Origin of the sequence: Moraxella sp. E33BD (assembly GCF_041807865.1) — a bacterium.
In the GTDB taxonomy this organism is placed as follows: Bacteria; Pseudomonadota; Gammaproteobacteria; order Pseudomonadales; family Moraxellaceae; genus Moraxella; species Moraxella haemolytica.
Genome location: NZ_JBGTZD010000013.1, coordinates 1 through 20,428, shown reverse-complemented (window position 1 = coordinate 20,428; position 20,428 = coordinate 1). Strand labels below are relative to the sequence as shown.

At 38.2% G+C, this 20,428-nt stretch carries 18 protein-coding genes and 4 tRNA genes; 9 read left to right on the top strand and 13 right to left on the bottom strand.

Annotated features, from left to right (window positions below):
- Positions 1-7: 7 nt before the first annotated feature.
- The 7 genes from ACERC6_RS08670 to ACERC6_RS08640 all read right to left on the bottom strand — a co-directional run bounded on the left by ACERC6_RS08670 (position 8) and on the right by ACERC6_RS08640 (position 9,176).
- The gene (locus tag ACERC6_RS08670; RefSeq protein WP_373628729.1) at positions 8-1,651 is read right to left on the bottom strand and encodes a class I SAM-dependent DNA methyltransferase; all 1,644 of its coding nucleotides are present in this window, start codon (positions 1,649-1,651) and stop codon (positions 8-10) included.
- A gap of 17 nt (positions 1,652-1,668) precedes the next feature.
- Complete coding sequence (locus ACERC6_RS08665; protein WP_373628728.1) at positions 1,669-2,184, bottom strand: DUF4411 family protein; 516 nt, start codon at positions 2,182-2,184, stop codon at positions 1,669-1,671.
- Complete coding sequence (locus ACERC6_RS08660) at positions 2,181-3,305, bottom strand: ImmA/IrrE family metallo-endopeptidase (protein WP_373628727.1); 1,125 nt, start codon at positions 3,303-3,305, stop codon at positions 2,181-2,183. The genes ACERC6_RS08665 and ACERC6_RS08660 overlap by 4 nt, the downstream gene beginning before the upstream one ends.
- An 80-nt stretch (positions 3,306-3,385) precedes the next feature.
- Positions 3,386-4,615 carry a restriction endonuclease subunit S gene (locus ACERC6_RS08655; RefSeq protein ID WP_373628726.1) on the bottom strand — a complete coding sequence of 410 codons (1,230 nt, stop codon included), beginning with the start codon at positions 4,613-4,615 and terminating at the stop codon, positions 3,386-3,388.
- Positions 4,615-6,516: a DEAD/DEAH box helicase family protein gene (locus ACERC6_RS08650; RefSeq protein ID WP_373628725.1), complete on the bottom strand. Its 1,902-nt coding sequence runs from the start codon at positions 6,514-6,516 to the stop codon at positions 4,615-4,617. Before ACERC6_RS08650 ends, ACERC6_RS08655 begins: the two co-directional genes overlap by 1 nt.
- The gene (locus ACERC6_RS08645) at positions 6,504-7,514 is read right to left on the bottom strand and encodes a type I restriction endonuclease (protein ID WP_373628724.1); all 1,011 of its coding nucleotides are present in this window, start codon (positions 7,512-7,514) and stop codon (positions 6,504-6,506) included. The genes ACERC6_RS08650 and ACERC6_RS08645 overlap by 13 nt, the downstream gene beginning before the upstream one ends.
- A gap of 78 nt (positions 7,515-7,592) precedes the next feature.
- Positions 7,593-9,176, bottom strand: a complete 1,584-nt coding sequence (locus ACERC6_RS08640; protein WP_373628722.1) for a peptide chain release factor 3 — start codon at positions 9,174-9,176, stop codon at positions 7,593-7,595.
- 306 nt (positions 9,177-9,482) lie between these two features.
- On the opposite strand from ACERC6_RS08640, the gene ACERC6_RS08635 reads away from it, so the two are divergent.
- The 3 genes from ACERC6_RS08635 (at position 9,483) to ACERC6_RS08625 (ending at position 14,537) form a co-directional block, all read left to right on the top strand.
- Entirely contained in the window at positions 9,483-9,848 is a 366-nt protein-coding gene (locus tag ACERC6_RS08635) for a diacylglycerol kinase (protein WP_373628721.1), read from the top strand.
- A gap of 95 nt (positions 9,849-9,943) precedes the next feature.
- The gene (polA, locus tag ACERC6_RS08630; RefSeq protein WP_373628720.1) at positions 9,944-12,841 is read left to right on the top strand and encodes a DNA polymerase I; all 2,898 of its coding nucleotides are present in this window, start codon (positions 9,944-9,946) and stop codon (positions 12,839-12,841) included.
- A 190-nt stretch (positions 12,842-13,031) separates the two neighbouring features.
- Positions 13,032-14,537: an anthranilate synthase component I family protein gene (locus tag ACERC6_RS08625; RefSeq protein ID WP_373628719.1), complete on the top strand. Its 1,506-nt coding sequence runs from the start codon at positions 13,032-13,034 to the stop codon at positions 14,535-14,537.
- On the opposite strand, the gene ACERC6_RS08620 is transcribed toward ACERC6_RS08625, so the two are convergent.
- The 6 genes from ACERC6_RS08620 to ACERC6_RS08595 all read right to left on the bottom strand — a co-directional run bounded on the left by ACERC6_RS08620 (position 14,538) and on the right by ACERC6_RS08595 (position 18,502).
- Positions 14,538-14,795: a YkgJ family cysteine cluster protein gene (locus tag ACERC6_RS08620; protein WP_373628718.1), complete on the bottom strand. Its 258-nt coding sequence runs from the start codon at positions 14,793-14,795 to the stop codon at positions 14,538-14,540.
- A 155-nt stretch (positions 14,796-14,950) separates the two neighbouring features.
- On the bottom strand, positions 14,951-15,535 hold the full coding sequence (locus tag ACERC6_RS08615) for a hypothetical protein (RefSeq protein ID WP_373628717.1): 585 nt from the start codon (positions 15,533-15,535) through the stop codon (positions 14,951-14,953).
- A gap of 18 nt (positions 15,536-15,553) precedes the next feature.
- Entirely contained in the window at positions 15,554-15,874 is a 321-nt protein-coding gene (locus ACERC6_RS08610) for a hypothetical protein (protein WP_373628716.1), read from the bottom strand.
- A gap of 9 nt (positions 15,875-15,883) precedes the next feature.
- A complete protein-coding gene (locus ACERC6_RS08605) occupies positions 15,884-16,456 on the bottom strand; it encodes a hypothetical protein (protein ID WP_373628715.1) in 573 nt (190 codons plus the stop codon).
- A 48-nt stretch (positions 16,457-16,504) separates the two neighbouring features.
- On the bottom strand, positions 16,505-17,374 hold the full coding sequence (locus ACERC6_RS08600) for a chemotaxis protein (RefSeq protein ID WP_373628714.1): 870 nt from the start codon (positions 17,372-17,374) through the stop codon (positions 16,505-16,507).
- Between the two features lie 252 nt (positions 17,375-17,626).
- Positions 17,627-18,502: a helix-turn-helix transcriptional regulator gene (locus ACERC6_RS08595; protein ID WP_373628713.1), complete on the bottom strand. Its 876-nt coding sequence runs from the start codon at positions 18,500-18,502 to the stop codon at positions 17,627-17,629.
- A 113-nt stretch (positions 18,503-18,615) separates the two neighbouring features.
- Between ACERC6_RS08595 and ACERC6_RS08590 the strand changes: the two genes are divergently transcribed.
- The 6 genes from ACERC6_RS08590 to ACERC6_RS08565 form a co-directional block, all read left to right on the top strand.
- On the top strand, positions 18,616-18,855 hold the full coding sequence (locus ACERC6_RS08590) for a helix-turn-helix domain-containing protein (protein ID WP_373628772.1): 240 nt from the start codon (positions 18,616-18,618) through the stop codon (positions 18,853-18,855).
- Between the two features lie 288 nt (positions 18,856-19,143).
- A tRNA-Thr gene (locus ACERC6_RS08585) sits at positions 19,144-19,219 on the top strand.
- An 83-nt stretch (positions 19,220-19,302) separates the two neighbouring features.
- Positions 19,303-19,386 (top strand) — tRNA-Tyr (locus ACERC6_RS08580).
- 29 nt (positions 19,387-19,415) lie between these two features.
- Positions 19,416-19,489 (top strand) — tRNA-Gly (locus ACERC6_RS08575).
- Between the two features lie 4 nt (positions 19,490-19,493).
- A tRNA-Thr gene (locus tag ACERC6_RS08570) sits at positions 19,494-19,568 on the top strand.
- Positions 19,569-20,303: 735 nt separating this feature from the next.
- The coding region (locus tag ACERC6_RS08565; RefSeq protein WP_254596949.1) for a GTP-binding protein at positions 20,304-20,428 on the top strand (125 nt) is incomplete at its 3' end.

Here is a 20,428-nt window from a genome sequence, read left to right as displayed (position 1 = left end):
TGATACTTTAACTTATACTTGAGTCTTGAAAAATTACCGTTTTCAAAGAATCTTTAATTTGCTTTTCTAATATTTTACTTTGCTCAAACAAATCACCCAGAGTTTGTTCAAAATCTTGCATTTTGGCATTGAATTCACTCTCGCTAATATCCACATAGTCAATTTTAATATCAAAATATTGCCCCGCACTTAGACTGCAATTTTTACTGACAATTTCATCATAACTCACCACCACACTAAAATCTTCTACTGTTTGTTTATTGGCAAAAGTTTCACAAATTTTATTTTCTTCATCAATGCTAAGTACCGTTTTTTGATTTTTGCCATCTTTGATTTTTTCGCCCAAATTGGACGCATCAATCAAAATCACTTTATCTTTATTGCTTTTATCCAAAAATAAAATAGACACATTGGTGCCAGTGGTCGCAAAAATATTAGACGGCATAGACACTACGCCAGCTAGCATTCTATTTTTTACCAAATATTCACGGATTTTTTTATCAATACCACTTTGGGCGGTAATAAAGCCAGTTGGCAATACAATCGCCGCTTTTCCTGTGTCTTTTAGGCTAGCGATAATATGCTGAATAAATAGCTGATAAATCTCCATTTTATTCTTGTTTTTTGTCTTAGTTTTCGGAATCCCTGCAAAAAACCGTTCTTTATTTTCTTTGCTGTCTAGTTGCTCTCTAAAATCACTAAAATCCAATTTAAAGGGTGGATTAGACACAATGAAATCAAACTTTTTAAGCCCGCCATTTTCTTTATGCTGTGGATTTAATACAGTATTACCTTGAATGACATTGCCAATAGAATGGGGTAGATTATTTAGAATCAAATTTAAACGCAATAAATTGGACGATTTTTGGGAAATATCTTGGGTATAAATTGCACATTTATCCTCGCCAATGATATGTGCCACACTCATCAAAAGAGAACCAGAACCTGCGGACGGGTCATAGACACTTTGACTTTTTAATTGCCCTCTTTGGTCGTCTGGCACAAGGATTTGTGCCATAATTCTTGCCATTGCATTTGGCGTATAATATTCGGCATATTTTCCGCCTGAATTACTGTTATAATCTTTGATAAGATATTCAAAAATATCGGCATAAAAATCATATTTTTGATTAAAAATATGTTCAAAACTAAATCCACTAATTTTACCTATAATCGCACGGCAAAATTCATCTCGTTTGCTTGGGTCGGAAATATATTGACTTAGGCGTTCAAATAACACCACTTTTGCACCGCCATCGGTTTTTACAGCGTATAATTCGGCATTCTTAGTCGCAATATCAAATAGCGTATCATCAAATAAATTGGCAAAGCCCGCTTCATTTTGGCGAACGGATAAATAAGAAATGAGATGGTGCGGCTTTAAAATTGCTGTATTGGGTAATTGTAGATACAATAGCTCCTGTTCATCATCGCTCATTTGGGTATAATAAGCCTGCCAGTCGTTACCATAGTTTGCCAATGTTTTATCAATGGCTTTAACATCATAAGCAAATTTATCATTAAGATATTTGTACAAAAATACTTGGGTAATGATTTTAAATTCATTACCATCATTGCCCAATCCAAAATTAGCACAAATGGTTTTTAGACTGTCAATCATTTGATGGGTTTGGGCTTTTAAATCGGTCATTTTAAAACTCATTTAAATTATTCACAAAATCCAATATATTCCAAAACAGGCAACCAATTTTGACATTCTACTTTAAAATAATTGGCAACATCTGGAATTTTAAAATTGGTTGGAAAGTTTGGATCATTTAATTTAACATTAAGCCCTTGTTCGGAAGTGATAACACCACCTTTTTTCATTATCGCACAAATATTGGATAAATCTTGGTCTTTATTGGATAGTCCCTTGATTAACTTTGGATTGGCACTCACAATATCAGCCTTTAGTTGAGCTAATTGTTGTTCATATTCCTTTAAGGAAATAACAGTAATATTAAATTCACCTAAAAATACATCAAAAGTATTTTTATCATAACCAAACTGGATAATTTTGGCTTGAACTTCATCGTAAATATGCTGACTAATGTATAGCTTGATTTGGCGAGCAGTAATTGCCTGCTCTAATGCTTGCCAAACATTAGTAAAAATTGGTTTGGGATAATAACGATAACACAAATCCAATATCGCATTGGTATCTACACAATAAGATTTCATACAAACACCTTTTGTTCCAATGCGGTTAATTGTTCTACATTTTTTAAATGTAACATATTTAATGCTGTATTTACCGTTATGCTATTTTGCCATACCGCAGAAATCACCTGTTGAATATAAATTTTACCAAATTGATTATTAGCTTTAGTTTCTGATTTTATAAAAACAATTTTAGATTTATTTTCTGTTTCTTTTAGTAAGTCATCAAAATAATCATTCAATTCATTTTGAGTAATGTAGCCCAATAATTTTAATTGAATGGCAATGGCTTGTTTACTGACTTTAATTTTTTTGCGAATGGTCAAAATATTTTGCTCAAGATTTAATGTATTGTCATATAATTCTTTTGCAATATCTTCTGGCAATAAAACATAGCCTGCCACTTGATTACAATAGCGTTCTATTTTTTCATTAGAATTTAAAATATCACCGTCAATGGTGCTTTGATTTAAGCCCAAATGCACCAATTCGTGAATCATTGTAAATAGTCGGCGAGAAGGATTTTGCCCTAATGATAATATGGCAATGATTGGCAAAGTTTCATAATACAATGCCATTCCTTCCGAGCCTATTTTTATCGCTGATAATTCTATGACCAAAACATCTTTTTTTTCTATCAATAATCGCCAAGAACGGTAATAATCATCGCTATTTTCTGTTTTTAACTTGGCATTATCAACACCCAACCATTCACGAATGATTGTTGCATCATCTTTTGCATTATTGCCTGATAATTTCAATAAAAAAGGCTCTGGTGTAGTATCCATACTTTCATAAGTATATAATAAATTTTCACGATTATTTAACAGTTCATATACCGCTTTTTGTTGCAAATAATGTGTTTTTTCATCATCGCTTTCTATATAATTGCGATATTCTATTTTATTTGGGATATTGGGATAAGATAGTGTGTCAGTTAATAGCAAAAAATCATCTATCAATAATACTTTGGCAATATCTTTAACTTGTTTAAAAGTAAAAACAGGTGTTTCTTGTTCGGCTTTGACAAGTTTGTCTAAGGGAATTTTTGTTTTTTTGGCGAGCAACTCCACAGAAAGCGATAATTGCTCTCTGTAATGGCGTAGGGCAAGCGGTGAATGCTTAATCAAATTTTTTGCCATTGATTCTCACGGATATAAACGAATTTTGGTATATTTTATCATACTTTGAGCGTGGATACACGCACAGCTTAATTGATTTTTCAATCATCTGCTATCCCCACCTGCCCATTCATCAGCATTGGCAATAAAAAATCTCGTAATTGGGTAAGTTGTTGGTTTTGTTTTTGAGCCAATAATTGCTTATTGACTATTGGTTTAATTAAATTTTCTATTTTTTCCAATAAATCAGTTGTTGGAATACAAATATATGCCTGCTTTAAATGGTCTTGGGTAATATGCCCCATTGTAGTTTTTCTTAATTCAGCCATCATTTTAAAGTGTTTTAAATATCTTAATAATTCAAAATATATAAAAATTTTTGGATACTCTTTTGAAGTTACCTTAAAAATATGCTGATTTAAAGCACCTTTGCCTTGTGACCAAATCTTAACATCTAATGTAGCAGACCAAGAAAAAAGAATATCTCCATCATCAATAATTGCGTCTTTTGGAATATTTATATCTGCTTTTTCTGTGCTATTAGAAATTCCATTATTCATTTCCTTAATTTTAATAACTGGTAAATAATCATTACTATTTATGGGTCTATAATTTTGTAATGCCAATCCATTAAAATAAGTCGCAATACTCCATAGGTTATTTTCACTCCATCCCACAGGAATTTCCCTTTTTAACACTTCATTATAAACCATCTCTCCGCCAGACGATTTATAGGGCTTGCCATTTTCATCAGGGAAATCAAACTGCACAAACCAATAATCATAAATCGTTTTTGCCATCTGTTCTAATTGGGCATTAATTTGATTGTTTAGGGCGATTTTTTGGTCTAATTGGGATAGAATTTTGGCAATGGATTGTTGGGTTTTTAGGTCTTTATGGATTTTTAAAGATAAATTCTCAAAATCCGTTTTGTTTAAAATAGGTAAAGCGGTACTTCCACTTGATGCATTTCTTAATAGTGCATAATTATTTTTTAAACAATAGTAAATATAGTCAGTATCAAAATCCAATTTAACTTCAATGGAATTTATTTGTTGATTGGTAATGGCGGGAAATTTATTTATTGCAACTTTTCCCATTGCACTACCAATGCAAGTTACCAGTATGCTATTTTCTTTTAATAACTTTCCACTAAGAGAGTTTTTTCCATATTCTGATAGATACCGAATAGTTTTTTTAATGTATTTTTCATCAAAATTATCAGATGGTGTAATAAATAGATATTCATTACCATAACTTTGCGGTTCTTTTGATGATGGTGTTTTCCCAGTAACGATATTACCAATATCACCTAATCTTACCGTTTTCATTACAGTTCCTCCAATCTATTCGCCATATATTCTTTGACCAATAATCCATTGATTTGGTTAATAAGTGGTGCGGTAATGTTCAGTGATTTTTCTTTAAATTCCCCAATCAAAATCGCCCCTGATTGTTTGCTAAAATAAGCCTCATTATCCAGCATTTGTTCCAAATTTAATACTTTTTCGTCAAGCCCCTCTTTGGTATTTAATAACACTTCACGCAGGGTGAGTTTATCGGTATTTAGCGTTGGCAATATATTTTGTTCGTTTAGGCGTTTTTCTATCCGCACATATTTTTTGTCGCCATTGTATTTAGTGCGGATTAGCTCATTTTGGCGATTTAATTCTTTCATTTGTTTGTATAAATCATCAAGCAACGAAATGTTTTCGCTCATTTGCTCTTGCCCAACTTCGGATAGGTTTTTCTTGGCAAAAATGCGTTCCAATTCTTGTTTTAAGGCGATAAATTTTGGGTCATCTTGGTCAAAATTATCATTAAAAACGCCTTGTGTGCGAACAAAACTGTCTTTTAAATCTTCGGCAAGACGCAGTTCATTTTCGCCCACTTTCACAAAGCTAAAATACACATCTTCCAATGCCAAATTTAATAAATTGGCATTATCGCCTTGAAAACGAATGATATTATAAAGCTGTCTGGATAATTCAAGGGCTTTTTTGAGTGTGTGTAATGTGTCTTTATTGTCTATTTGATTGATTTGCTGACTAAAAATCTCGGCATTGTCCGTATCATAATCCGCCAATGTATTTTTGATAAAATGAATGTCGGCGATAATCTCATCGTCATTTTTAAACATTTGTGAATAATGGGTAAAGTCATCGCCAAGCTCACTTTGCAATTCATCAAAATAGGCTTTATTGGTTTTGTCAAATTCTTTACTAATATCAGCAAAATCTACAATATAGCCGTATTTATAGTCTTTATAAGTGCGATTAACCCGTGTAATGGCTTGTAATAAATTATGCTCTTTGATAATCCGCCCAAAATACAGTTTTTTTAGGCGTGGTGCGTCAAATCCTGTTAAAAGCATATTATAGACAAACAAAATGTCTATCTTACCTGCTTTATAGTCATCAACCCGATCTTTGCGAGTGGCTTTATCGCCAATATCATGCAAGATTAACGCACAAGTATGTTTGCTTGCATATTTTTGATTAAATAACTCAAACATCATTTTGGCTTGTTCGCTACTATCGCAAATAACCATTGCTCCAAGTGTGTCATCATTATTGAGTTGACGAAAACGCACAAAATCCTTAATAATATAATCCAACATTGGCTCTACAAATCGTCTGTGAGCATAGACTTGTTTTTTATCAAAACTACCTTGTTCTATTTGCCACTGTTTTATAGCTTCTTGCATTTGCTCTTTAAATTGGCTTTCAATATTTTCACGAATGAGCCTCAGTGTATAACCATCTGCAATAGAATCATTATAATAATATTTATGAATATAATCGCCAAACAGTTTTTTGGACGATGAATTACCCAACAATGGCGTGCCTGTTAAGCCAATTTTTATGGCATTTTTATCTGACTGGGTCAAATTTGCCAAAAAAGACCCTGTGGGATTATAACTTCTATGCACTTCGTCCAAAAAATAAATGCGTTGTATGTTTAGATTATAATCATTTTGACTGGTTGCTTTGGCATCATCGGCAAATTTTTGGATATTCACCACGGTAATTTCATTTTTGCCTTGATGATTATGGCTAATATCCGATGCAATAGAACGAGTAAATTCATCTTTTGAATCTACTGTATGCACAAGTAGCCCACGAGCGGTAAATTCTTTTTTGGCTTGTTCTAATAAATCCAATCTATCCACAATAAAATAAAATTTTGGCACAATATGTTGTTTGGCATAATAATCGGTCAAATGACGCACATTATAAAAACTAAGTGCAGTTTTTCCACTGCCTTGTGTATGCCAAATAATACCGCTTTTTTACCTTGTTCTAAGGCGTGTTTAATGGCAAAAGAGGCAAATACTTGCGGATAACGCATAATGTGTTTTTGATAAGGGGTATTACCACTATGATTTTGCACATAAGCAATGCTATAGCGAAGCATGAATGCCAATCTCTCACGGCTTAATAACTGCGTACATAATTGATTGGTGGGCGTATCGGCTGATTGGTTGGCAATAAACTCTTTATTATGCAATAAAGCAGGTTCATTTACATCTTTTAAGATCGTGATTTTGCCATCAGTGGTCAGATCAGATAAAATTGAAGCGGTATTTTGAGCAAACGGTTTGTCTTCTTTAAAAAAATGAAGGGTGATTTGGGTATTGGGTGTGCTATAAAATGCTCCTGTTAATTGGCTTTCTGGCATATTATTGGAACATAAAATTAGTTGGGTAATATTCATAAATGATTTAAAGCGTTGGTTTTTGATACGCTCATTCATTCTGTGTTGTTCTGCCAAAATGCCTTGTTGATTATTTGGTTTTTTGACCTCAATAAATATTAGCGGCAAGCCGTTAATCAGTAGGGTAATATCAGGGCGAAATTTATCATCGCCATTTTGATAAGTTAATTCGGTTACTACATTAAATTGATTATTATGAAAATTATTAAAATCTATGAGTTTTGGGCGGTCAATGCTAGATGATTGGTCAATTAAGCGTTCATAAAACACTTTGCCCAAATCATCATAATTTAACTCCAAATAAATATCCATCAATACTCTATCTATATCGCTATCTTGTAGATTGAGTGTTGGGTTTATTTTGTCAATGGATTGCTTGAAAATATCCGTAAAAATATTGCTCTTTTTATCCCAAACGGCATCTTTTAAAGACAGATATTGATAGCCGAGTCGCATTAAATGCAAAATGGCAGGGATTTTAACACGGGTGTTTTCATTAAAAATTTGGGACATTGTGTGGCTCGCTTAATCATCGGTGTTACTTTGGAACACTTTTATTTAATATCACATTTGTTTGTACCAAACATCAAATCAATGCTCTCTAGTCGCCCTAAATTCCACTTCAGGATACCGCTCTTGCATGAGCTGTAAATTGACACGACTGGGAGCAAGGTAAGTCAAATAACCACCACCGTCCACCGACAGCTGGTCGTGAGCCTTTTTCTTGAATTTCTCAAACGCCACTTTATCATCACAATGTACCCAACGCACCGTTGCGATAGAAATCGGCTCAAACGCACATTGTACTTTGTATTCTTCAGCCAAGCGATGAGCTACTACTTCAAATTGTAGCACGCCTACCGCACCCAAAATAAGGTCGTTGTTGATTTGGGGCATAAATACTTGTGTTGCTCCTTCTTCGGAGAGCTGTTGCAAGCCTTTTTGTAATTGCTTGGATTTTAGGGGGTCTTTTAGCACCACACGGCGGAATAGTTCAGGAGCGAAGTGTGGAATGCCTGCAAAATTTAAGGTCTCGCCACTGGTGAAACTATCGCCAATCTGGATTGTGCCGTGATTGTGCAGACCAATAATATCGCCTGCATATGCTTCTTCTAGGCTTTCACGGTCGCCTGCTAGGAACATCAATGCGTCCGAGACACGCACCTCTTTGCCAATGCGTACATGATTCATTTTCATGCCTCTTTCGTATTTGCCAGAGCAAATTCGCATAAAGGCGATACGGTCTCGGTGTTTGGGGTCCATGTTGGCTTGAATTTTAAAGACAAAGCCTGTAAAACTTGGCTCATCGGCACGAACAATTCTCTCTACAGCGGTATGGTCTTTTGGGGCTGGAGCATATTTGGTTAGGGTATCTAGCACCATATTGACGCCAAAGTTACCCAGTGCTGTACCAAATAGCACTGGCGTTTGTCGTCCTGCCAAAAACTCCGCTTCGTCCCAATCACCGAATGCCATTTCAGCAAGCTCTACTCCCTCAACAAACTCGTTCCACAAAAGCTCACCCAGACGGTTTTTGATACTGTCGTGGTTATAACCGTCCAAACTTTCAATGGCGGTGATTTGTGTGCCAAAGCCTTTTTTATAAAGATAAGTTTTGCCGTCCAAAAAGCTGTACACACCGACAAAATCCTGCCCCATGCCAATAGGATAGCAAAATGGCACGCATTTGATTTTTAGTACGCTTTCAATCTCATCAAGCAAGGCAAGTGGATTTTGGATTTCACGGTCCAGCTTATTAACAAAGCTGATGATCGGCGTGTCTCGCATGCGACAGACTTCCATTAGCTTGATGGTGCGTTCTTCCACGCCTTTTGCCCCATCAATGACCATCAAGGCAGAGTCTACAGCCGTCAGCGTGCGATAGGTGTCTTCACTAAAATCAGCGTGTCCGGGTGTATCTAGCAAATTTACCATGCAATCAGCATAAGGAAACTGCATGACCGATGTGGTGATAGAGATACCACGCTCTTGTTCCATGCTCATCCAGTCTGAGGTAGCGTGTTTGTCGGTTTTGCGAGATTTGACCTCGCCTGCACTTTGAATGACCTGTCCCCACAATAGCAGTTTTTCGGTCATTGTGGTCTTACCTGCGTCAGGGTGACTAATAATAGCAAAAGTGCGTCGTTGTTGGATCTGTTCTAGTGTTTTTTTCATAAAAATTACCAAAAAATAATGCGATTGATTTGGGCAATTATAGCACAGCTAAGAAAAACCTGCATTTGTGATGCAGGTTTTAGATGAAATAAGATGGTTCTGGCTAAATATCATAACTGTGGCTAATCACTTAGCATCACCCAATGATTTTGGGTGATGCTAAGTGATGGGTGGCTCCCTTTGCCTTTTTTATCAAAGCTAAAAAACCGCTCCAGATGAACACGAAAAAATCATCTTATACTTCAGATGTTGGCTTTGTGATAGAATTGATCGGTGCTATCAGCCATTATCTCATAGGAAAAGTTCATGTCCGAACTCAACAAAACCAAAGGTATAAAACGCATCATGAAAACCTTATCTTATTCTAAAGATGGTTTTAAAGTTGCTTTAAAAGAACCTGCTATTTTTCAGCTCTTGTTGTTACATTTGCCCCTAGCAGGCTTGGCACTGTTGCTTGATTTTACTTTGGCGGTTAAGATGGTGTTAATCGTTGGTTCGTTTTTGTCGCTCATTGTGGAGTTTATTAACACCGCTGTGGAAGCTGCCGTTGACCATACTTCCATGGAAATCCACCCCCTTGCCAAAATCGCCAAAGATGTTGGTTCGTCAGCTCAGTCTTTGGCACTCATACTGGTGGCGGTGCTGTGGGGTATGGCGGTTTTTGGTACTTAAAAAAGTCATTGTGTTTACTGTTGGCTTATCAAAAGTTACCATCACGGTAGAAATTTTGGGTATAATAGAATAAATTTTTCCTATGTTTAATACCCATGACCTACACCACCATTCCAAATCTTGCCACCTTTGACACCACAAACATTGACAAAAACCGTCCCCCTGTGGTGTTGGTGGATGGCTCGTATTACCTGTTTCGTTGCTTTCATGGTTTGCCACCGCTTGCCAACAAAAACGGCTTGCCCACCAATGCCATTCGTGGCGTCCTAAATGCTTTAGGCAAACTCATCAAAAGATATCATCCTACTCACATGGCGGTCGCCTTTGACACCAAAGCACCTACCTTTCGTCATGAGTTGTCGCAAGCCTATAAAGCTCACCGTCCGCCGATGGATGACGACTTGCGAGTGCAGATTCCTTATGTTCATCAGATGATTGAAAAATTGGGCATACCGCTCATCAAAATTGATGGTTTTGAGGCAGATGACATCATCGGTACGCTTGCCCACACCGCTTGTCAGAACGGCTATCCTGTGATTATCTCCACAGGTGATAAGGACATGGCACAGCTTGTGAACGATTGCGTGATTTTGGAGGATAGTTTTAAGGATAAAATCACCGATGTGGCAGGCGTGCTTGATAAGTTCGGTGTACACAACACCCAAATCGCCGACTATCTAACACTCATGGGCGATGCCTCAGATGGTATTGCAGGCATTCCTAAAGTTGGGGCAAAAACCGCCAGTAAGCTACTTACCGATTATGGTGATATTGATGGTATTTTGGCGAATTTGGCAAACATTAAAGGCGTGGTTGGCAAGAACATTGCCGAACATCAAGACGACATTCCCCTAAATCGTACGCTTGCTACGATTGTTACTAATTTAAAGTTGCCTATGTCGTTTGATGAATTAAAGTTGGACGATAGCCAAAGTGCCAGCTTAGAACGAGCCAAAGCACTGTACCAATTATTCAATGAGCTAGAATTTAAAAAAGAAATGGCAGAGCAAGCGGCGTTATTAAGATTGGCTGATGAATCTGTCAAGAAAGATGTACTGGTCAGCACTGATAATGATTTTGGCAATCATCAATCAAATGATGACGCATTAATCCGTGATTTGTCAGATGGACTGGGCGTTAAGCCTTTGCCCATCAAAGATGGTGGGTATCGCACCATTACTACTCTTGATGATTTTAATGTCTTGATTGGTCAATTAAAATCCAGTCCTTATTTTGCCATTGATACCGAAACCACCGACATTAACTGGCAAAAGGCGAAGTTGGTTGGCATTAGCATTGCCACCGCCAATTATGAAGGTTATTATATCCCTGTGGGGCATACGGGTGATTTTGATATTTTAATAAACAGTCAATTAGACATAACATTTGTGCTAAATGAGCTAAAGCCTATTTTACAAGACCCTAAGATTGGTAAAATCGGTCAGCACATCAAGTACGACAGCCACATCTTAAAAAAATACGGCATTGAGATTATTAACTGGCAGATGGATACCATGTTGGCCAGCTATGTGATTAACAGTGTCGCCACTCGGCACAACATGGATGATTTGGCAAGTCATTATCTGGGTGTAAATACCACCACTTTTGAGGAGGTGGCAGGCAAGGGGGCAAAACAGATTAGTTTTGATAAGGTAGCACTGGACAAAGCAAGCGACTATGCTTGTGAAGATGCGGACATTACTTATCGTTTATTTAGTGTGTTTGATGAATATCTACAGCAAGATAAAAATGCCAAAGATTTGCTTGAAAAATTAGAAATTCCCACCGCCCAAATACTTGCCCAAATGGAATATGACGGCATTTTAATTAAGCCTGAATTTTTAAATCAGTTGTCATTGACATTTGATAATCAAATTTATGGCTTGGAGCAAAAAGCCCATGAGTTGGCAGGGGAGGCTTTTAACCTTGCCAGTCCAAAACAGCTTGGAGAAATTTTGTTTGGTAAATTGGGCATATCAGGTGGTAAAAAAACCAAAACAGGGCAATATTCTACTTCAGAGGCGACCCTTGCCAAGATAGATCATCCACTTGTAGAGATTGTGCTAGAACATAGAAGCTTGTCCAAACTCAAAAGCACCTATACAGATGCACTCATCAAGGCTTGCGATGAGAGTGGGCGAGTGCATACCAGTTATCATCAGGCTTTGACGAGTACAGGGCGGTTGTCATCATCAGATCCTAATTTACAAAATATCCCCATTCGTACGGAGACAGGTCGGCAGATTCGTAAGGCCTTTGTTGCACCAAAGGGGCGTGTGATACTGGCGGCGGATTATTCACAAATTGAGCTTAGGCTTATGGCTCATTTTAGTGGCGATGAGAGTCTGATTAGTGCTTTTAATAATAATTTAGACATTCACACTGCCACCGCTGCTGAGATTATGGGTAAAAATCTAGATAAGGTTACATCCATTGAGAGGCGTTCGGCTAAGGCGGTGAATTTTGGGCTACTGTATGGCATGGGTGTGTTTGGGCTTGCCAAACAGCTTGGCGTAACCAATGATGTGGCTAAAGATTATATCCAACGCTACTTTGCCAGATATCCTGCGATTAATGACTACATGGACAACACAAAAAATCATGCCAAAGAGATGGGCTATGTTACCACAATCTTGGGTCGTAAACTCTACACCCCTGATATCAACTCATCTAATGCAATGATAAGACAAGGGGCACAGAGAGCCAGTATTAACGCCCCCTTGCAAGGCAGCGCTGCCGAAATCATCAAACTTGCGATGATTGCGGTCAATCAGACTCTACCCAAAGACCATGCCAAACTGCTACTCCAAGTCCACGATGAGCTTGTCTTTGAGGTGGATAGTGATAAGGTAGATGAGATTGGAGAGCTGATTAAAACTGCCATGCAAAATGTGCTAACCGACACCGCCCAAAAGTTGGGTTGGGTGGTGGATTTTGCCGTACCACTTGTGGTGGAGATTGGTGTGGGGCAAAATTGGGACGAGGCTCATTGATGGGCTAGATTGATGGTTGGTGGAATGCAAGACCATTGAGAAAGATTTGATGAAATAGCCATAAAAAGCCTTATTTGCCAATAGGGCTTTTTTATTTTCAAATCGCAACCTTAGTAGATTTATGATAAAATAGCCATCAAACACCGCCATGATGCACGATTAACAACAAAAATTCATTCAAGGACTTATCATGATTAGCCAACACGAGTTTGATTGCTTAGCAGAGCAGGGCTATACGCACATTCCCCTTGTCAAAAAACGCCTGATGGATGATGCAACCCCTGTGTCAGTCTTCGCTAATTTGCGTAAATTTTTTACATCAGCGTATTTGTTTGAGTCGGTGGTGGGTGGTGAACGCTGGGCAAGATATTCGATGATTGGATTGGGCTCAGATATTATCATTGAATACCTTGATGATAAGGTGGTATTAAAAGACACTCGTGCTGATACTGTTAGTACCTACGATGAAAATCCTTTTGATTTTATTCGTCAATTTATGGCAAATTACCAAACACCAAGCCAAAACGAACTGCCCGAATTACCTGCATTCAGCGGAGGGCTTGTGGGCTATTTTGGTTATGATATGATACGAGTGATTGAGCCGTCTGTAGGAGCGTCTCACGCCCCAAATCCCTTGCAGTTGCCTGATATGTGGTTGACTTTATCATCATCGGTGGTGGTTTTTGATAATCTAGAGCATACTTTATCCATCGTTGTTTACGCCGACGCCAAAGCCAAAGATGGCTACAAAAAAGCACTAAGACACCTAGATGTCATTGAAAACTTGCTTTCGCATAAACCTGATTTGTCGGTAAAAAAACAACCGTTGCCACACTTTATTTCACAAACTGGGCAAAATAAATTCTGTACCGATGTGGATCGCATCAAAGAATACATCAAGGCAGGCGATGTCATGCAGGTTGTACCCGCTCAGCGTTTGTCAGGTGAGTTTGATGGCGACCCATTGGCGGTGTATCGAGCTTTGCGTTATCTAAATCCATCGCCTTATTTATTTTTAATTGAGGCTCAGACTTCTGGTGATGAGTCATTTGCCATTGTGGGTGCATCGCCTGAGATTTTGTCTCGCATTGAGACAGTGGGTGATGAACGCAAAGTAACAGTAAGACCGCTTGCGGGTACTCGTCGGCGTGGCGTGGATTTGGCGGAAGATTTGGCGTTGGAAGCAGAGCTTTTAGCTGACCAAAAAGAGATTGCTGAACACTTGATGCTCATTGACTTGGGGCGTAATGACATTGGGCGAGTGTGCGACATCGGTACGGTAAAAGTTACAGATAAAATGTTCATCGAACGCTATTCGCAAGTCATGCACATCGCCAGCAATGTTGAGGGCGTGGTATCGGCGGATAAAGATGCGTTAGATGTGTTCTGTGCTACCTTTCCTGCCGGTACGCTCTCAGGGGCTCCCAAGATTCGTGCCATGCAAATCATAGATGAGGTTGAGCCTGTTCGCCGTAGTGTATTTGGTGGTTCGGTCGGTTATTTGGGTTGGTCTGGCAACATGGATACTGCCATTGCCATTCGTACTGCTGTACTAAAAGACGGTCAAGTCCATATTCAAGCAGGGGCAGGGGTGGTCGCTGAATCCAACCCTGCGGCTGAGTGGGACGAAACCAACAAAAAAGCCTTGGCCATCGTCAAAGCGGTTGAGATGGCGTGTGGTGGGCTTGCGGTTTAATTATAATTTTTCACAGATTTGTAAATTTGGCTGAACAAAGTCGTCCCAAGCGATGTGTTTGTCTAAATGTTCTTTATAATAATTTTCTACCTGACAAATAAGCGGGCGATCGTCGTAAATTAAACATAAATTGGTGCCATCATCAAAATGCCGACAAGCACCATCGCCACGATCCAAATAAGCGGTATGCTCACTTAAATTGACATGGCGACAGCATTTGCCACAGGAAGTGCATGGAAAAGGCGTAAGATTATCCATGTAATTTTTTAGCTTTGTTGTGTAGCCATGACATGGTACTGGCACTATCTCCCATTTTATAGGATAGGTCTATGCCACGCCTATCTACTTCGGCTTGCAAGATTTGCCCTTTTTCAGTTTCATTGCTAGCGTAGCTAAGAGCATTGGATAGATCTTTATAGTTCCTGAGGGTTGAGATTGAACTCTATTTTAGCAAGATTGGCAACATAGATGTTTAGTTTGGCATTGATTTCTTTCATATGATCCAAAAAGGCATCGTATTTATTTTTGAAACCATTTAAATATTGCCACACTTTCTGCATGATGGGGCTGTGATAAATCAAGTAACGAATACCCATCATTAAAAGACCTGTGAATAACGCACTAATAAAAGCGGCAACCTCTGTGCCAAAAGGGAAGGTTAAGATTGTTGCCAATTTCTGATGAAGCATAACGCCTAGTATGGTAGCAATGCTTGCAAGGATAAGTTGGGTAATCTCTCTCTCCAAATCGCCAAATGTTAACCGTTGAGGGTTCAACACCAAAAGTTTGACGATCTGTACTAAGTTGCTAAAAGATTCACGAATGAGCTTTCCCGCCAGTTTTGTACTGGTTGAAAAAATATTTAAAACAGTTTTGGTGATGCTATTTAGGATGCCAGCAATAAAATTATCTTTAAAGGCATTCAATACATCTTGAAATCTTAATTTGACTCTGTTGAAAATACTCTTCAAGGCACTCTTTAATTTACCCCAAAGCATCTCAAGGCTGAAATCTGTTTAGCATTTCTTTAAAATATCTGGTATAGCTTTTCGTAATTCAAACCAAATTTCTGCCAGTATTAGTCCTATAGCCTGCCTTGCCCCCATGCGAAATCCTTGGCTAATGGCGGTTTGCCCTGCATTTTTAAGAAATTTGCTACTGGTATAATAAGCCTTATTAATATCTTTATTATATACACGGCGTGCTTGTTTATCAGCCTCCATTATTGCGTTTTTATCAACACTTTTTAGGGCTTTGAGATGTTCTTCATTCTTGCGTATTTCTTGTTTTAAATCTAAGACCTCCTGACCATGAGCATCCGGTGGTAGGCTAGCCAATTTTTTTTGTTATCTTGGATTTTTTTGCTCGCAATTCTTGATGGTTTTAGGGAAAGTTTCATTCAAATATTTTTCAATAGAATGTTGGCTTTTGGTAATATTAATTTTGTCATATGTGGACTGAAAATTGCTATTTTGATTGGCAAGATCTGGACCATCTAGACCTGCCAAAACTCTGCCTGCGTCATCATGAACTTCTTTGGCAGATATAATATGGTCAAGATGACGCTTCTCACCTTGTTTCATTGTTGTATTGCGATAGGCATCATGCAATTCACCTGATTGATGTTTTTGCTTATCTTCTCTGCCTTTGTTGATATAATTTTTATGTGAATGATAAGCATGAGCATCATAATCTCCCCGATTTTCATAGGTAGACCGAGCTTCATCAGTTGCCCATATGCCTTGACGGGCATTGTGAATGGTATCTACATCACCGCCTTTTTTATCTTCAAATAGTAAAAAATCCAAGCCAAAAGTGGTTACAAGGCTATGAGTAACAGTCCTGTTCAGCTCGCCTGTCCAATCAAACTTTTCTGTTGTTATCATTGCTACCTGCCAAATTAAGGTGCCATCAGTCATTTTAAATGTATCCAAAATGACTGATGGATGATAGAGATTGAGTATTTTTTATGATGCGTATTGCTTACTGGCTATGACTGCTTCATCCATAACCTCTTGCATTTGCTCATCATTTAGGACATTGAACCCATCTTCTTGTTGTAATACAGGCGAGCCGTTTTCATTATAGATGATCTCGCCATCGCTTGTTTTGATTTTAAATATGGGTATGGTCATGACATCTGCTAGTATGCTAGCAAGGGTATAACCATTTTCAATTTCTCGATGAATAGCCTTGTCTTGTTCAATGATGTCAAGCCTGTCGGTTTTCACGAGTTCTGCTACGGCTTTTAAATCATCTAAGTAATATATAAACTCTCCATAAATGTCATCAACATTTTTGGTGATAACTTCGACATAGCTAGTTAAATTTTTTAAATAAGCACATGATTTATTTACTTGTTCGGTGTAGTCTCTTACTTCCTGTCTGATTGACCTTGCTTTTTCTAAAGCGTCTTCGGCATGGGAGGCAAAAGCCCAACCTGTTATGGCAATCACAGGTGCTGCAACCACGCCACTTAGAATCATAGGGCCTCCAGTTATACCTAAGCCACCTGCTGCCAATGAACCACCACCAATGGCTGCCATGGTTGCATTGTAAGCTGCTACACCTGATAGAGCGGCTATCGGTGTGCCTGTAGAAGCTGCTGCCAATGCCATGGTGCCACCATAAACAGCGTAAGCTGCTGCACTACCACCTGCTACACCGCCAACAAGTTTGCCTGCATAAGCAATGGTGTTCATAGAGATGGCTTCAATTTTTTGTAATTCTAACTCTGGAAGATCAATAGTCAAGGGTTGCTTCTTATTGCTGTTGATTTTACCCAATAGCTCATCTGCAATTTCTTGAAACTGATGTATGTCCTGCCCAATTTTCAAGTAAAGCTCACCTAGATCGTCCAATCTTTTTTTAGCACGCTTATCGGCTTTTTCTAGTTGGGCTTTCTTAGACTCATATTGATCTTTGGCACGCTCAAGAATCTCATCGGCGGTGTTTTTGTCTTGATAGCCGTCTTAGGCTTTTTTAGCACCATAAATAGTACTTGCCGCAGCAAGACCGCCTAGAATAAGTGGTAATGGCATGGTTCGTCTCCTTAAAAAATGCTGATAATCAGCGGGTTTAAAATAAATTTAATTTAAATATGACCTTAATTCACTCTCAAGCCTATCTTGCCATTCTTTTGGCTCGATAATGGTCAAATGCGGTATCCAACATCGTATAATGGGCGATAATTCGTCATAATGCCAAACGGTGCTTTGTACGAGCCAGTTGCCACCGGCTTGTTCAGAGATGATGGATTGTTTGGGTAAAATTTGCCTTTGCTGAAAATAGGATATGACCTTTTGACTAACATTGATCAGAACGGTTATTTCTTGTTGCCCAAGCCAAATACTAGCATCGCTTCTAATAATTGCTTCAATGTTGCCATGTTTGACAAAGTGGTCTGTGCTGATACTTAAACTGTGAATTTTGCCCAATCGATAGTTTTTTAATTTTTCATTTTCCATGCCTACTAAGTACCAATACCCTTCTTTAAAAATCAGTTTATAGGGATGGATACTGCGTTCTTTGTTGTCATAATGACAGTGGATGATTTGGCGATGGATAATGGCATGATCTAGCTGTTTCATCATTTCATTGAGCGTTTGACTGTTTTCATAGGAATGATGATGAATGTGATATGGGCTGTCTGAATTCTGCCGAATCAGTTCTCTTAAAAACCCAATATCCATATTTGGTAGCAGGTTGTGAACACCGATGAGTTTTAAAAGCTCGCTCAATTCTTTGTGAGTTAAATTAAACCGTCGTGTATTATCCAGATAAACGACTCCTCGCTCACGCACAAGAGGTAGGTAACATTCCATGCGATTCAAATCACGGCGAATGGTCTTATCACAAACATCGTATTTTTTCGCTATCGCTTTAGTGCTTAGCTTCTCGTTGCTGTTTAGACGGATAAAAATATCGGCAAATCTGTCTGCCAATCGTTCGTGTTTATTGCTCATGTGTTTTATAATCGTTTGTTGCCTTGTTAATATATAGCAAAACGCCAATAATTGCATGAAAAAATTGTACTCATTTTGAGTAAATCATGCAATATGATGTAAATAAGTCGGCTATGACTAAAAGTATTCACACCGCTCAAATGATGAGTCTGCGAACATGGTTGTATCATGAACGCAAAGCTCAAAACCTATCCATGCGTACACTTGCTCAACGATTGGGTCGTCCTCACTCCTTCGTCCAACGGGTAGAGAATGGCGATCGTCGTCTGGATATGGTTGAATTTGTTCAATATTGCCAAGCTCTCAATGTTGACCCTAGGGTAGGGCTTAAACTGATTCTTTGTATAGAATAAATCATATGATGGACAGGTTGTGTTCGTAATAATAAGATTTGTTCTTTAAATTAAAAATTAATTGATGACAACCTTATCATCATTAAAATGGGATGATTACCCATAAAAAATACAGATATGGTGGTGGCAGTGAAATACCTGACATTGAAACATGATTTGGATATTAAGAATCTTTGATAAAATAAATCAATAAAAAACAATAGTTTATAAAATTATTTTAAAATTAATAAAAAAATAACTTGCACAATATGAAATTTATGTTATTATACGCACCACTTAGGAAACACCGCCGGCTTAGCTCAGTTGGTAGAGCAACTGACTTGTAATCAGTAGGTCGCCAGTTCGATTCCGGCAGCCGGCACCACTCCTAAGAAATCTTTCAGATATAGCCCTGTTGTTGGGCTTAATCTTTTAAATGGCCATTAAAAGATATATCTGTACCAAATTGGTGGGGTTGGGGAGCGGTCAAACCCAACAGACTGTAACTCTGTCGCGAAAGCTTCGAAGGTTCGAATCCTTCCCCCACCACCATATTTATCCTACCTTATATTTACTGCCCTGCGGGTGTAGTTTAGTGGTAGAACCTCAGCCTTCCAAGCTGATGGTGCGGGTTCGATTCCCGCCACCCGCTCCATTTTGCTCTTATAGCTCAGCGGTAGAGCACTCCCTTGGTAAGGGAGAGGTCTCGAGTTCAATTCTCGATAAGAGCTCCATTTTTATTAGCTTTTTAATAAGTTTGTCCGTTAGATTTACTTGTCATTTAGATTTTTATTTTCTGTATTCTTAGCTAGAATATGGATTTTTTTGTATTTAAAAGATCCATATTGCCAACTTTATGCCAGAGGCAAATTTTGGCAAATGATGGTAATTATTGGTGAGACAAGAACCGTCATTCATGCAGATGAAAGCCTACAATAAAGCAATACCGCTTATTGGTGTTGGGTTTGTCTTTTGATGGCGATTATACTAAGTGTATGTTGGCTGTATGCCCATCTTATTCTATGACTTTAGAACAGTTCTCCTGTAGTTTTGCACCAAATGGGTGTATATGTGCAACAAAATGGCTATCAAAGCACGCAATGATGACAACCAAAAACAGCAAATATTGACTAACTTCTGAATGCACAAAGGATGTTAAATTGATATTTGGCTTGACTGTTTATTGGTGATGATGTTTTATTTAGTAGGTGTGCTGATTGCTTGTGAGAAATGATGATGTGGGGGTTTTATGGGGCATCTTTGCTGTTGCTGACTGATATACAGATTGGGCGATGGTGATTTTTGTGAGCTACGCCATGCGAAGAAAAGCCATGTAAAACCTGTTTGATGGTTGCAAACACTTGGTTGTGTGTTATAATAGAAGAGATATAGCAAATAATTTGCTAGATGGCTCGATAGAATAATGGGCAATCATTATTTTATTTTTTAAACAACATGAGGATATACTTATGGCCAAAGCCAAGTTCGAACGTAACAAACCACACGTAAACGTAGGCACCATCGGTCACGTTGACCACGGTAAAACCACACTAACTGCTGCTATCGCTACTGTTGCTGCTAAGCACCACGGTGG

What these genes read in the sequence shown, in the direction of transcription:
- ACERC6_RS08670 (WP_373628729.1), bottom strand. Translation starts at nt 1,651, where the DNA reads ATGACCGATTTAAAAGCCCAAACCCATCAAATGATTGACAGTCTAAAA.
- ACERC6_RS08665 (WP_373628728.1), bottom strand. Translation starts at nt 2,184, where the DNA reads ATGAAATCTTATTGTGTAGATACCAATGCGATATTGGATTTGTGTTAT.
- ACERC6_RS08660 (WP_373628727.1), bottom strand. Translation starts at nt 3,305, where the DNA reads ATGGCAAAAAATTTGATTAAGCATTCACCGCTTGCCCTACGCCATTAC.
- ACERC6_RS08655 (WP_373628726.1), bottom strand. Translation starts at nt 4,615, where the DNA reads ATGAAAACGGTAAGATTAGGTGATATTGGTAATATCGTTACTGGGAAA.
- ACERC6_RS08645 (WP_373628724.1), bottom strand. Translation starts at nt 7,514, where the DNA reads ATGTCCCAAATTTTTAATGAAAACACCCGTGTTAAAATCCCTGCCATT.
- ACERC6_RS08640 (WP_373628722.1), bottom strand. Translation starts at nt 9,176, where the DNA reads ATGAAAAAAACACTAGAACAGATCCAACAACGACGCACTTTTGCTATT.
- ACERC6_RS08635 (WP_373628721.1), top strand. Translation starts at nt 9,483, where the DNA reads ATGTCCGAACTCAACAAAACCAAAGGTATAAAACGCATCATGAAAACC.
- polA (WP_373628720.1), top strand. Translation starts at nt 9,944, where the DNA reads ATGACCTACACCACCATTCCAAATCTTGCCACCTTTGACACCACAAAC.
- ACERC6_RS08625 (WP_373628719.1), top strand. Translation starts at nt 13,032, where the DNA reads ATGATTAGCCAACACGAGTTTGATTGCTTAGCAGAGCAGGGCTATACG.
- ACERC6_RS08620 (WP_373628718.1), bottom strand. Translation starts at nt 14,795, where the DNA reads ATGGATAATCTTACGCCTTTTCCATGCACTTCCTGTGGCAAATGCTGT.
- ACERC6_RS08615 (WP_373628717.1), bottom strand. Translation starts at nt 15,535, where the DNA reads ATGCTTTGGGGTAAATTAAAGAGTGCCTTGAAGAGTATTTTCAACAGA.
- ACERC6_RS08605 (WP_373628715.1), bottom strand. Translation starts at nt 16,456, where the DNA reads ATGACTGATGGCACCTTAATTTGGCAGGTAGCAATGATAACAACAGAA.
- ACERC6_RS08595 (WP_373628713.1), bottom strand. Translation starts at nt 18,502, where the DNA reads ATGAGCAATAAACACGAACGATTGGCAGACAGATTTGCCGATATTTTT.
- ACERC6_RS08590 (WP_373628772.1), top strand. Translation starts at nt 18,616, where the DNA reads ATGACTAAAAGTATTCACACCGCTCAAATGATGAGTCTGCGAACATGG.